Origin of the sequence: Trichocoleus sp. FACHB-40, from assembly GCF_014695915.1 — a bacterium.
Lineage (GTDB): Bacteria > Cyanobacteriota > Cyanobacteriia > Cyanobacteriales > FACHB-T130 > Funiculus > Funiculus sociatus.
Genome location: NZ_JACJPF010000106.1, coordinates 1 through 12,138, shown reverse-complemented (window position 1 = coordinate 12,138; position 12,138 = coordinate 1). Strand labels below are relative to the sequence as shown.

11 protein-coding genes and 2 pseudogenes are annotated in these 12,138 nt (G+C 45.1%); 4 read left to right on the top strand and 9 right to left on the bottom strand.

What is annotated here, in order from left to right:
• Positions 1-207, bottom strand: a pseudogene (locus H6F63_RS25760) (hypothetical protein); the annotation flags it as partial.
• A gap of 101 nt (positions 208-308) precedes the next feature.
• On the opposite strand from H6F63_RS25760, the gene H6F63_RS25755 reads away from it, so the two are divergent.
• Positions 309-500, top strand: coding sequence for a hypothetical protein (locus H6F63_RS25755; RefSeq protein ID WP_190640160.1), 192 nt, complete (start codon positions 309-311; stop codon positions 498-500).
• Between the two features lie 676 nt (positions 501-1,176).
• Here the strand turns inward: H6F63_RS25755 and H6F63_RS25750 are convergent.
• On the bottom strand, positions 1,177-1,704 hold the full coding sequence (locus H6F63_RS25750; RefSeq protein ID WP_190640159.1) for a single-stranded DNA-binding protein: 528 nt from the start codon (positions 1,702-1,704) through the stop codon (positions 1,177-1,179).
• 235 nt (positions 1,705-1,939) lie between these two features.
• Positions 1,940-4,477 carry a mannose-1-phosphate guanyltransferase gene (locus H6F63_RS25745; protein ID WP_190640158.1) on the bottom strand — a complete coding sequence of 846 codons (2,538 nt, stop codon included), beginning with the start codon at positions 4,475-4,477 and terminating at the stop codon, positions 1,940-1,942.
• Positions 4,478-4,838: 361 nt separating this feature from the next.
• On the opposite strand from H6F63_RS25745, the gene H6F63_RS25740 reads away from it, so the two are divergent.
• Complete coding sequence (locus H6F63_RS25740; protein WP_190435682.1) at positions 4,839-5,021, top strand: hypothetical protein; 183 nt, start codon at positions 4,839-4,841, stop codon at positions 5,019-5,021.
• A gap of 72 nt (positions 5,022-5,093) precedes the next feature.
• Complete coding sequence (locus tag H6F63_RS25735; protein ID WP_190640157.1) at positions 5,094-5,888, top strand: cobalt-precorrin-6A reductase; 795 nt, start codon at positions 5,094-5,096, stop codon at positions 5,886-5,888.
• A gap of 81 nt (positions 5,889-5,969) precedes the next feature.
• On the opposite strand, the gene H6F63_RS25730 is transcribed toward H6F63_RS25735, so the two are convergent.
• Positions 5,970-7,139, bottom strand: coding sequence for a low temperature requirement protein A (locus H6F63_RS25730; protein WP_190640156.1), 1,170 nt, complete (start codon positions 7,137-7,139; stop codon positions 5,970-5,972).
• 506 nt (positions 7,140-7,645) lie between these two features.
• Between H6F63_RS25730 and H6F63_RS25725 the strand changes: the two genes are divergently transcribed.
• Positions 7,646-8,524: a Uma2 family endonuclease gene (locus H6F63_RS25725; RefSeq protein WP_190640155.1), complete on the top strand. Its 879-nt coding sequence runs from the start codon at positions 7,646-7,648 to the stop codon at positions 8,522-8,524.
• A gap of 40 nt (positions 8,525-8,564) precedes the next feature.
• On the opposite strand, the gene H6F63_RS25720 is transcribed toward H6F63_RS25725, so the two are convergent.
• From H6F63_RS25720 to H6F63_RS30225, 5 genes and pseudogenes are all read right to left on the bottom strand, one after another.
• Positions 8,565-9,344 (bottom strand): glutathione S-transferase family protein, encoded by a 780-nt coding sequence (locus tag H6F63_RS25720; RefSeq protein ID WP_190640154.1) that lies wholly within the window; start codon positions 9,342-9,344, stop codon positions 8,565-8,567.
• A 278-nt stretch (positions 9,345-9,622) separates the two neighbouring features.
• On the bottom strand, positions 9,623-10,045 hold the full coding sequence (locus H6F63_RS25715; protein WP_190640153.1) for a thioesterase family protein: 423 nt from the start codon (positions 10,043-10,045) through the stop codon (positions 9,623-9,625).
• A 131-nt stretch (positions 10,046-10,176) separates the two neighbouring features.
• Positions 10,177-10,911 (bottom strand): glutathione peroxidase, encoded by a 735-nt coding sequence (locus tag H6F63_RS25710; protein ID WP_190640152.1) that lies wholly within the window; start codon positions 10,909-10,911, stop codon positions 10,177-10,179.
• A gap of 256 nt (positions 10,912-11,167) precedes the next feature.
• Positions 11,168-11,677 carry a DUF2993 domain-containing protein gene (locus H6F63_RS25705; RefSeq protein ID WP_199298284.1) on the bottom strand — a complete coding sequence of 170 codons (510 nt, stop codon included), beginning with the start codon at positions 11,675-11,677 and terminating at the stop codon, positions 11,168-11,170.
• Positions 11,678-11,700: 23 nt separating this feature from the next.
• Positions 11,701-12,138 (bottom strand): annotated as a pseudogene (locus H6F63_RS30225) (transposase); the annotation flags it as partial.

Below are 12,138 nucleotides of genomic sequence, written 5' to 3'. Positions count from 1 at the left end.
GGCTTCTTGGCTTGCCTGCTTGCGTTCCTGTGAGCGTTTGGATAAAAAACTCCCCAGTTCTGGGCTGACATGGGTCTGGAGTTGTCGCCGCAGCGTCAACTCCATTCCTTCTACAGTTTTCATTGCTTCTGGGTCGCTCTCGTCATACAAGAATTGAGCAATGGCCTTGAGATGGGTCTTCAGGGATTGCTCTTGTTCGGGAGTCATGGCTTGCTTGGAGGAGTGGAATCTTCTTATCTTCCCCCCTCCTGTTTCAATGGGCTAGAAATACAGTTCTCCTGAGCACTTCTACTTAGCGCAAAGGTGACATGCTCCCGACAGGATTCCTATATTTTCCAGCTTTACAGATGTATCCCGTCATTGTTCGACGCTTCAGAGTCATCAACTTGGAGCGGCTCAAGAAAAGCCGGTTCTACATCGTCATGGGTAACGATTACGATCGTTTCCTCCAACACCGCGACCGCGAATATAGCCAACTCCTAGAATATCTCGCCCACTAGCATCAAATCTTTCAAGAAGGCTTGGATAGAATCATCGTTCTGCGTCCCTCCAACTATGGTGGCTACGACATCCAACTCAACGCCCCCATGCAATGCTTAGGCTAGAGAGTACAATACTGGCACAGGAAGCTTCTCACGTCGAAGTCTGAGGGATCAAACAGACAACTCCCGCAGCCATACCTCCTTGCTTCAATAAATGGTGTAAACGCTTCGATGAGATACAGAATTTAAGAAGAAGCCGGAATTAGCTTTAGAGTTAATTGACTGAAGTAAGAAAAGATGGTATTTACCCGGTTTCTTACTGATTGATGCAAGCTACGGAAATAATACGATATTTCAGGTAAAGCTGGAAAAAAGTCACTGACTTATATAGAACGATTAGCAAAAAATTGCCAAGTAATAATTGTAAATGAAAGAAATAATCGATAATAAATTAGACTAGACAACTTACTTCAACCTTTGCCTATTGAACCTTTCACCCGCATTGAACTAAAGCTAGAAAAACCGAGAACTCTGTGAGTGGCAACGTTGGAATCCGAAATTCAAGCCTGGAAGCAAATAGACTGATTGCTATTTTTATGAATGTGTCAACCTTCGCGTCCGAAGCATGAGATTGACTACTTAGACGTTGGAAGGTTTCAACCTTCCAACGTTCCAACTTTTTTCTAACTAATGATTAAAAGGGGATATCATCTATATCTTGTTGGACAGGTGGAGTTGGACGGGTTATAGTTCTAGCGGCGGGTGCAAACGAGGGTGTCTCATCTTCTTCTTGGTAGTCTAGAGGAGACATCTCCACATCGCTATTATTAGCAGGTGCAGCAGTTGGACGACGTGACCCCATCGGAACGACGTTGCTGGGAGGAGTTGGTTCAGTTGCTGGCGTGCCAAAATCTGTATCGATTGACACTTTATGAATTCGGGAAACTGTCAACTCAGCGCGTTTCTCTTTAAAACCTTCTTGCCGATCAATGGTGTTCATGGTGAGGCGACCTTCAATAATTACGCGATCGCCCTTTTTGTAGTTATCCTTAATTTCTTGAGCTAAATTGCCCCAACCGACAACCTGTATACTTGCTGGTGGATCTTCAGCCTTTGACCCGGGAAACTGGACTCGCAAAGAAGCGATCGCAGTTTGGCTATCCGGCGTATAACGCAGTTCCGGTTCTTTGATAATCTCCGCCATTAAAATGCAACTGTTCATAACTCAAAGTTCCACTATGGTATGTTTAGCCTCATCTATATTAGAACAAATGTACCATGACAATTTTAGATTTTGCTCCCGGAGAAGCAGTTTCTGATCCTCCGATGATTTTGGATTAGTGATTTAATCCAAAATATCGCGATATTTTGGGAAGAAAGAGAGGTTGGGGGAAGAACCAGTAATCCTTCAACTCCCCGATCAATCTCCCCAAAAATCGCTTCAAAATCCAAAATTTTTACACCATTGCCACTTTAAATTCTTCTACACCCTCCTCTTGTTCAACAAATGATTGAACCCGGTTCCGATACTCCCGCAACGTTTCATCAACCCAATCCCGGTCATTACTATTAGCAAAGATATGTACCAGAGGTTCCCCAGCATCAGGCAAAATTAGCACCCAGCTGTCATCGTGATAGTTGCAAATCTTCACACCATCGACCAATTCCAGATGTTCTGCTGGGTGAGTTTCTACCAGATGACGCATCAAAGCCCCCTTAGCAGTCCACGGACAGCGCACAGTATAACTTTTGTGGTAAACGCGGGGTAGATCGGCGCGAATTTGAGCAAGCGATCGCTCAGAAACCGTCAGCATCTCCATCATCTTAGCAATGCAGAACATCGCATCAAACCCCGGATGCAATTGCGGGAAAATAAAGCCCATTTCACCGCTACCACCCATCACCACATTCGGATTACTTTGAGAAGCCTCCATCAACGCCGTAGGATTTGCCTTAGTGCGAATCACCTTAGCATCGTGACGACGAGCAATCTGTTCCACCGCACTGCTACTATGCACTGGTACTACCACAGTAGCTCTAGGATTAGCCGTAAGAGTCATACTTACCATCAGACTCGTTAACAACTCCCCGCGAATTGGAGTCCCAGCTTCATCAACTAAGATCAACATCTCCCCGTTGGCTGACACCTGCACGCCAAAATTTGCCTTCAGCGCCTCCACCACATGACCCAGCTGATTTAGCAACGCTTCTCTTTCAGCTGCTGAGAGTCCTTGTTGATTCAAACTAGCATTCAGCACCACAGCATCGCAGCCAAACTTCGCCAACAATTGGGGCAAAACGGCACCACTGACAGCATAAACATAATCTATCACCACCTTCGAGCCAGAATGATGAATCGCCTTAATATTCAGATGTTTCTCAAAGGAAGTGCTGTAAATATCAATCACTTGACTGGGGTAATTGACATTGCCAATTTCAGGAATCTGTACCCGTCGCAAATCTTCCTTAAAATAAGCCCCCTCAATCTTCTTCTCTATAGATTTGGGGATATTGATGCCTTTGCGATCAAAAAATTCAATCAAAATGTGATCCGATCGGTCTGGATGCACCCTTACATGGATACCACCAGAAACTGCGAGAGTAGGAACAACTGCTCTAGCCACAGGAATTGCTGTAGCTTCCAAATTCTGGACATTGACACCTACAGACATTAAACCAGCAATCAAGGCTCGGCTGACCATGCGGGAAATACTCCGCTGATCGCGAGAAATAGTAACCTGAGAACCAGGTTTCAAAGTAGAACCGTAAGCCGCACCCAACTTGACGGCAAATTCTGGAGTAATGTCGATATTTGCCAAACCACTCACACCACGCTGTCCAAACAAATTGCGGTGTGCAGTCTGACCCCAAATTAAGTTAATATTCAACGTCGCCCCTGATTCAATTTGCTTGCTAGGCCAGACGCGAACTTGCGGAGAAATTTGTGATTCTTCCCCTACAGTGGACAGGGAACCGACGACAGCGCCTTCCAAAACTTGCGATCGCCTGTCCACTCTCGTCCCCCGACCAATCACGCAAGCCCTTAAAGAAGCTTCCTCGCCAATAATCGCCCCATTCCAGATAATTGGACGCTTTAAGTTGGCATCAGCCCCAATTGTCACATTGTCGCCAATTGCAGTTCCTGGCTCAATGTGTACTCGCGGCCCAATCCGGCAATTACTGCCAATCAGCGCTGGCGCTTCAATTTTAGCCGTCGAGTCAATATGGGTATTTTGCCCAATCCACAATCCGGGAGACTGCTCAGAGTAAGCAAAGTCTAGTTTAACTTTTTGCTGTAACCCGTCATACTGCGCTTCGCGATAAGCATCTAAGTGACCGACATCGCACCAATAACCAGAAGCAATGTAGCCGTACATCGGCTCATTTTTTTCTAGTAGCAAGGGGAACAGGTCTTTAGAGAAGTCAGTTTCCTGATTTGCTGGCAAGTATTGTAAAACTTCTGGTTCAAGAATGTAGGTTCCCGTGTTGACCGTATCCGAAAAAATTTCGCTGGTGGAAGGCTTTTCTAAAAACCGCCGAATCCGATGGTTTTCATCTGTAATTACCACTCCAAACTCAATCGGGTTCGGAACGCGGGTTAAAACCAGGGTTGCTTTTGACTTGTTTTGTTTGTGAAATTTAATCGCTTCAGTGAGATCGAAATCAGTGATACTATCGCCACTGATGACTAAAAATGTTTCATCTAGTAACTCAGCAATATTTTTGACGCATCCAGCAGTCCCCAAAGGCTGGTCTTCCTCTACAGCGTATGTCATCTGTACGCCGAAGTCGCCCCCGTCTTGAAAGTAGTCGCGCATGACATCAGGGAGATAATGCAACGTGGCAATAACCTCTGTAATCTGATGCCGCTTGAGCAAGTTGATAATATGTTCGGCGATGGGTCGGTTCAGAATCGGCACCATTGGTTTTGGAAGATCGCAGGTCAGCGGCCTTAGCCGCGTTCCTGAACCGCCAGCCATCAGCACTGCTCTCATAATTCCTCCTTATTATTCGTCATGATACAGATATCACCCTTAATTTTCGTTGCGCCTGTCTTTTAGTCTCCTATAACCAGGAAATTTCAGGTATCTCTCATAAGACAAGGGTGCAACCTCTTGCTAACTCTCGTAGAACACAAGTAGGCAATATAGATACATTATGCGGGGAGCGTAAGTCGTGCATCAAAAAATTAAGATTAACTGTATTGCAACTCAACCCCAGATAGACTAGAACTGAATCAATGCTACTTTGCCGTGTAGCACCAAATCAATTGTGTAGACTAGCTACAGTAAGCATAATTTGGCAATTGCTGGCTTTGACGACCAAACCGGAGTCAGTTTTATGGGGGTTGATTAAATGGGTACGTTACTCGGCTTCTTGTTGTTTGGGGGTTATATATACGGTGGCTGGAAGTTCTGGAAGGGGTTTCGCCGGACGAATTTCAGCCAGGGACGGCTAGTTTTGGCCCTGTTGTGGCCTGTGTTGGTGATTGGTAATAAATCCTATCGTCAGAACTACAGAAAAGCCCTTAAGGGTTAAAGCAAAAGTCATTAGTCATCAGTCTAGGGTCATCAGTAAAATCTTTTTTAACTGATGAGTGTGGAACGACTAATGACTCTTGCTCCTTCATGCTTTGGCGATCGCGTTTGGTTAATTGGCGGAACTCAGGAAAGCGCCCAACTGAGCGTAGCACTCTCTCGCTTTCAGCTGCCTTGTCTTGTCACTGTCACCACAGAATCAGCTAAGGCGCTGTATCCTATTACAAAAAGTTTGCAAATTTGGGTAGGTCGTTTAGACGTTACCCGGTTAGAAGAGTTTTTGCAAGAACAGGGGATAGTTGCAATATTAGATGCGTCCCATCCTTATGCAGTGCAGATATCGAAGATGGCGATCGCAATTTCCCTTCATCGGCAAATCCCTTATCTGCGCTACGAACGTCCAGCAGTTGACGCTGAAATAGATAACCAACAGGTAATTAGGTTAGATAGCTTCGAGACGCTGCTAACGGGAGACTACCTGCAAGAACAACGGGTACTACTGACAATCGGTTACAGAAATTTTCCCCTATTTCGTCCGTGGCAAGAAAAATCAACTTTATTTGCGCGAATTCTTCCCTCTGTGGCAGCAATGGATGCAGCTTATGCAGCAGGTTTCGCGCCAGATAGATTAATTGCCTTGCGTCCTCCGGTTCCAGCAGAATTAGAAAAGGCACTGTGGCATCACTGGAAAATTTCCCTGGTTGTCACCAAAGCATCGGGAACGGCTGGGGGAGAAGATGTCAAGCGGCGGGTTGCAACAGAGTTAGGCATTCCTTTAGTTGTGATCACTCGTCCAGAGGTTGCTTATCCGCAGCAAACCAGCGACATAGAAGCAGCAGTAGAGTTTTGTCGATATCACCTCAAATAAATTGCACCAATGCCAGGAAATAATTGCTGGTATTGGTGCAAAAAAATGCGATCGCGCTAAACGCAGCCAATCAAAAAAATGCTACTCAAGCGTTAACTTACCGCTTTGATACAAATCTTGGACAACTTGGGTAGCACACACTACAGCAACTAACCCAATTACCGCAACGGGCGGCCAACCGATACCAGAGATCGCTAGAACCAGCACCACAGTCGCCGCACCAATTCGGTACTTGGTGCGGACTTTGCACTTGAATATCACCCCAGTGCGATGCAGAATTCCTAAACTCAGCAAGCATAAAGCTACTGATCCACACAGCAGCCATCGCACCCCATCCGGCATTGCTACACCAGCCTCACTTGAGACAACGTGTTCTACGCCAACGCCAGTAGCAGCAAGTCCAATCACTAACGGTAAATGTCCGTAAAGCCAGACATTATAAATTGAAAATCGACCAGTTGCGCCAGCAGACCGCATAGAGGAGCCATCAATATTCTCAAAATAGATCCACCACAAGCTGAAAGCGATGCTGAAGCCGAATACTGCGGCGATCGCACTTTGCATATCCCATTTTTGTTCGGAGACACCATCGACGACAGCGATGATCGCCTCGCCCAAAACAATGATGGTAAACAGCCCAAAACGCTCTGGTAAGTGTTCGGGATGGGGGAGCAGTCCTTGCTGCAACTGTTTGGCTGTAAGTGGCGTGGCGAAGTCTATTAGCAACCCTAATCCCCACAAGACAAAACGCTGTGGAATGGGTACAAATGCGGATAGTAGCCAAAGGCAAGCAGCGATCGCAAAACCTGTGGCGTAGCGAGTAGCCAGTTTGCGCGCTTGAGGAATGTGCTTTGCCGCCCGCAGGTATTCAATCACCAGCACCGCCCTACCAGCAAAATACGATAAGGCAAAGCCTGCGGAACTTTCGCCTAAGCCGTGGTGTACGTTCACTGCAAGGGCTGCGATCGCTACCATTTGCACACCAGTCAGCAATCGATGTCCGATGTCATCGCTATCGAATCGGTTGGCGTAGAATGTGGTGCCAATCCATGTCCACCAAATCGGTATAAACAAAAACACAAAGCCGAGAAATCCTGATAGCGATAAATTGTCATGCAGATTGTGGGCGACTTGAGAAACCGCCACCACAAACACCAAGTCATAGAAAAGTTCCAGCCAAGTAGCGTGGCGGTGTTCGTGTTCGGTTTCTTCTCCAATGCGTAATCGCGGAGGTTGCAACCAACTTTTCATAATAAGTCCTGAGTTTTGAGTTTTGAGTTTTTAACTAATGACTATACTGCGGTGGGGTGCTTCTTAATCATCACTAAAGCAGCGATGCCCAAGAGAGCAGCCGCAACGCTTACACACTTCTCAAAGCGAGTTCAACACTAATAAACAGAACTAATCGAAAACTATCAGCACCAAAAGCGATCGCTTGTTTTAGCATTTTACTCATCTTGGTACCAATACCCAAGCTTTAGTATTTTTCGCGCAGAGGCTACTACATCTTATCAAGCGAATTACTTCCTCATCACATGGCTATTTGACGATGTTCGGCATCTTATTTTTTTTGTATTCCCGCCACGAAACTTGGCGAGAGTACCCTGGAGAATAAGATGGCATTTCGGTACCCAAGAAATAGTTAAGATTAAGACATTTTTTGAAATAAGTAGCCAAGGGTAGCAACAGGGCGCGGCTTTGTTCAATCAGGCATTTTCACGGTGTTAACATAAGAGCCAGTCATTCCCCTAGACCCTATGTTTCCCTTCAAATACCCCGTCCCTCAAACTGATCCGCCGCGATCGCCCAGGGAAACCCTACCCACCATGTATGATCTGCCCAGCGAAGACCCGGAGGAACCTGGTTTGCCCGATGAATTCCACGACTTGCAACCGCAATTATTGAGCCTTACTTTTCATCCCCCAAAATATCCGGCTTCGCAAGTTTTCAGTGCCAGTGACATGAACCTTTACTATGATGTGCGTCATGCTCAATGGTATAAAAGGCCGGATTGGTTTGGCGTTGTGGGCGTACCTCGACTTTATGATGAAGTTGATATGCGCCTAAGTTACGTTGTTTGGCAAGAGGGAATAAATCCTTTTGTCATTGTCGAACTACTTTCACCGGGTACAGAGAAAGAAGATTTAGGAGAAGACGAGGAAAAGCTGCCATCTGAATCTGAGGATGCAGGCAATGGGCAATTAATTCAGCCTCAAACTGAGAATAAACCGCCTCGAAAATGGGAGGTTTATGAGCAGATTTTACGCATTCCTTACTATGTGGTTTTCAGTCGTTATACCAATCAGCTACGAGTCTTTAAGCTGGCGGGGGCGCATTACCAAGAGCTAGATTTGCAAGAGTCGCGAGTTTGGATTCCTGAGCTAGAATTGGGCTTGGGTTTGTGGCAAGGAGAGTTTCAAGGAATTGAGCGATTGTGGTTGCGTTGGTATGATGCTCAAGGCAATTGGATTCTCACTGAAGCAGAACAAGCTCTAAAGCAAGCCGAACAGGAGCGACAGCGAGCTGAAGAAGCGGAATCTAGGGCTGAACAAGCGGAATCTAGGTTAGAATCTCTAATTCAGCGACTTCGGGAATCAGGAATCGATCCTGATGCGTTTTTAAACTCTCAAAGCTAAAAGGAGAAGGGAGTGACGCCAGCGATCGCTCCTACAACATTTAACTGAAATGGCGTTGTTCTCGATACAGGCGCAGTGCATACATTCCCGCTGGAGTTGCCCGTAATTCTTTAATTGTTGTTGCCATTTCACTCTTGATACCGTCAAGCTGAGGCGGCATTACGGGATGCTCTGGGGGTAGTAAAGCTGGAGCAGCTAACGCCGCAAAAGTTATGTCTGCTGCCGAAAGTTTATCTCCAACCAAGTACGGACGATTATCTGCTAATTGCTGATTAACTGTGTCGAAAATTTGCTTAATTTCTTGAAGGGAATTTGCTGCTGAAGCTGCTGTAATATTCAAGCTTTGTTGAACTAACCGACGCATTATAGGGAAAGCGATCGCAAACCCAACTTGCTCAACCCAAGGCGTTCCTTTGCACCACACCCGCCGCATCGCTTCCCGGTCATCCAAGCGATAAAAATATGCCCAGCCTCGAATACCAACTCCCAGTTTCGTGTCAAATAACTCTTCAAGTTGTTCGACTTCTCGGCATAGTCCCGGATCAGGGGGATATAAATATCTTCCTTCCGGGGCAAGTGTATTAAGATAGTGCAGAATGTCAGTTGAATCTGTGAAAGTATCTGCTCCTGTAACCAGAACCGGAACACTACTACTCCCATATTCGCGAGTAGCGAAGCGATGGAAAAGTGGTACGTGACTTTCTTCAACATAAGGAATTTTCAGCCATTCAAGCGCCCATCGTACCTTCTCGCAATAATGGCTAACAGCAATACTAATTAAGCGAGGAACCGCAGAATTAGTAACAATCTGGTTGTTCATAATGTAGTTAATTTTAGTTAGTATATTGGGTAACACTCGCGTTTAACCCAACAAAAGTTTAATATAGCATCCTCTTTTAGTTGTGAAAGCTAATTTTTAACCGAACCCCTGAGGGCGTAGGAGGAGGAAAGGGAGAAGTTCATAAGCGCTCCCTTGCAGGCTGAGCGCATCCGGGTTGGGAGAGCGATCACCAGCGTGCGAGGTTTTGTACCTCAAACGCTACGCACCAAGGGCGTGGGAAACAAAGCAGCATGAGGGTGGCTCTCATTCCCTACGAACTATTGCTGCGCCAAATATGCTTGATAAAGCTGCTGTGGAATCAGCACAGGTTTTCGACTAGATAAATTAATAAAACCGCCCGATTGTTCAGCAATTGCTGCTACCTTCCCAACGACTATTTCAGCGGTGACAGTCCACTTCAATTTCTTCATTTTACTCATCCACATCCGACCTATTGGCACATCAAAAATAGTAATTGGCTGTTTGTACTCAATTTGGGTTTGTAGGAGTATTGGAGCAATCCCATCTTCAAGCATTTTTTGTAGAGGAAGATAGGCATCAAGAATTTCTAGACGTAGGTCTTCAAGCCAACGGATATAGACAATATTACTAACAATTCCTGCAAAGTCAATGTCGTAAGTTTTTACAGGCAATACTAATTCTACTTCTAGAGGCCTTTGCTGGTTGTGAGACGTTTGCATATTTAGATAAATTTACTATTAGCTGCTCTTAATGAAGCAGCGATCGCGCAACTCACAAACCAGAATCAAGGTTATGTGTCCTGGGCTGCTGTTGCGCGATCGCTCTCAATGAAACTCTCGTTGAATTCTACTTACACAGCACTCAGGTAAGCTTCTAGCGCCTCGGAATCACCAATTAATTTGCCATCGATAAATACTTGGGGAACCGTTGTTGCACCTGTGACAGCCCGTAAAGAGCGAGTGCTAATATTCTTACTCAAGACAATTTCTTCGTAATCCATGCCACGCTCATCGAGCATCTTCTTAGCACGGGCGCAGAACCCACAACCCACTTTTGTAAACAGGGAAACTAAATTGGGCTTCGTTGCCTCTGGGTTGATATAGTTGAGCATTGTCTGGGCATCCGACACCTTGAAGGGATCGCCTGGTTCTTCTGGCTCAATGAACATCTTTTCAATGGTGCCATCTTTTACCAGCATGGAATAGCGCCATGACCGCTTCCCAAAACCCAGGTCTGCTTTATCAGCCAGCATTCCCATCCCTTCACTGAATTCACCATTGCCATCGGGAATGACAGTTATATTATCTGCTTCTTGATCCTTCGCCCATTCATTCATCACAAAGGCATCATTGACGGAAATGCAGATAATGTCATCAACGCCATTTTCTTGAAAAACCTTAGCCAACTCGTTATAGCCAGGGAGATGGGTCGATGAACACGTCGGAGTAAACGCACCAGGTAGAGAGAAGACAACCACTGTCTTGCCTGCAAACAAGTCATCAGTAGTTATTTTCACCCAGTCGTTGTTCTTGCGAGTACGGAAGGTGACGTTGGGGACTTTTTGTCCTTCTCTATTGGCAAACATGAATCTGGCTCCTTGACTAAGTAAAGTTCTTTAAAGCGTACTCGTTATGAGTACAAAATGTCAAGGGATAGACTCGCTTTAAAGTTACGGATGCGCCTTGCCTATGCCTCCATGATGCAGATGCTTGCTGCCCAACAAAGCGCCGAAAAATGCTGATTGGCAGAGACAGGATTAAATTTATCGGCTGAGAGCCGATAAATTCCTGAAAATGCCCTATTTTTCTCAAAAATCAGGGTAGAGAATACCTACCCTAATTTTACGAAGACGGAATTTCATATACATGAGCTTCAATTATTAGCGTCATAGTGCCTTCTTGCACACCCAATTCTTTTATGCAAAACGCTATTTCTGGAAACTCAAAATAAGGTAAATTCATCAGTTCTTTTAACTTCTGCATTAAGGCGATAGTTAGTTCCAGCGAAATACCCGTACCTGGGGTGCAGCGAAACCCCTCCAGCAATACGGGATGCTTGTCAGTACGAGGTAACGCAACAGCACTGAAGCCTATTTGTTGCGTATTGTCTATTTTATGCACTAGCATACTTCCAGTGAATTCCATCTTCTCGCCACCAGGTAAGTGAAGCGATAGAGGAAGTTGCAGTTCCAAAGTTACAATTTCGTCATCTACAGAAAGCTCTATAGGAAACAGCTTGCTTTTGATATAATCTGAGTTTAATGCTTGGTTGATATCTGCTTCTGTTAGTCGAACACGAACAGTAGTATTTACTGGCTGATCAAGTTCGATTTTACCAACAATAGCACTCAGGGGATTGATAAGCTGTTGTGCATTTAAATTGTGATAAAAGCATTACCTTTGTTTTTGAGCTTTCGTCCCCACTTAATAACCAGCTCTCCTTCATTTAAAAGCCGATGTAATAAATACTCTAGCTCCTCAACTGATTTGAATAGTCGATTAGCCACATATTCTTTTGTAGAATGCCATACCAATTCAATTAAGTTATAATCCGGGCTATATTCCGGAAGAAATTCTAAATGAAGATTCGGCATCTCTGCTTCAATCTTCTTTCTTGTGAAAACTTGCATTATCAAGAATGATAACTATCTTCGCTCCTTTATCGGCAAAGTCTTTGGCTTGATTACCAACTTCTACCCATTCGTAAATTAGCTCTTGATAAAAGTTTTTAAGGACTTTGTAAAAGTTATCTGCATTGCCTTTATCCAAAAAGTCTACGAATCTTTTCTTGTCTGAGTACCTCAGTCCTCCCA

Bases quoted from the DNA above. Each gene is read 5' to 3' on its own strand.
- H6F63_RS25755 (WP_190640160.1), top strand. From the start codon at position 309: ATGCTCCCGACAGGATTCCTATATTTTCCAGCTTTACAGATGTATCCC.
- H6F63_RS25745 (WP_190640158.1), bottom strand. From the start codon at position 4,477: ATGAGAGCAGTGCTGATGGCTGGCGGTTCAGGAACGCGGCTAAGGCCG.
- H6F63_RS25740 (WP_190435682.1), top strand. From the start codon at position 4,839: ATGGGTACGTTACTCGGCTTCTTGTTGTTTGGGGGTTATATATACGGT.
- H6F63_RS25720 (WP_190640154.1), bottom strand. From the start codon at position 9,344: ATGAACAACCAGATTGTTACTAATTCTGCGGTTCCTCGCTTAATTAGT.
- H6F63_RS25735 (WP_190640157.1), top strand. From the start codon at position 5,094: ATGACTCTTGCTCCTTCATGCTTTGGCGATCGCGTTTGGTTAATTGGC.
- H6F63_RS25710 (WP_190640152.1), bottom strand. From the start codon at position 10,911: ATGTTTGCCAATAGAGAAGGACAAAAAGTCCCCAACGTCACCTTCCGT.
- H6F63_RS25730 (WP_190640156.1), bottom strand. From the start codon at position 7,139: ATGAAAAGTTGGTTGCAACCTCCGCGATTACGCATTGGAGAAGAAACC.
- H6F63_RS25715 (WP_190640153.1), bottom strand. From the start codon at position 10,045: ATGCAAACGTCTCACAACCAGCAAAGGCCTCTAGAAGTAGAATTAGTA.
- H6F63_RS25750 (WP_190640159.1), bottom strand. From the start codon at position 1,704: ATGAACAGTTGCATTTTAATGGCGGAGATTATCAAAGAACCGGAACTG.
- H6F63_RS25725 (WP_190640155.1), top strand. From the start codon at position 7,646: ATGTTTCCCTTCAAATACCCCGTCCCTCAAACTGATCCGCCGCGATCG.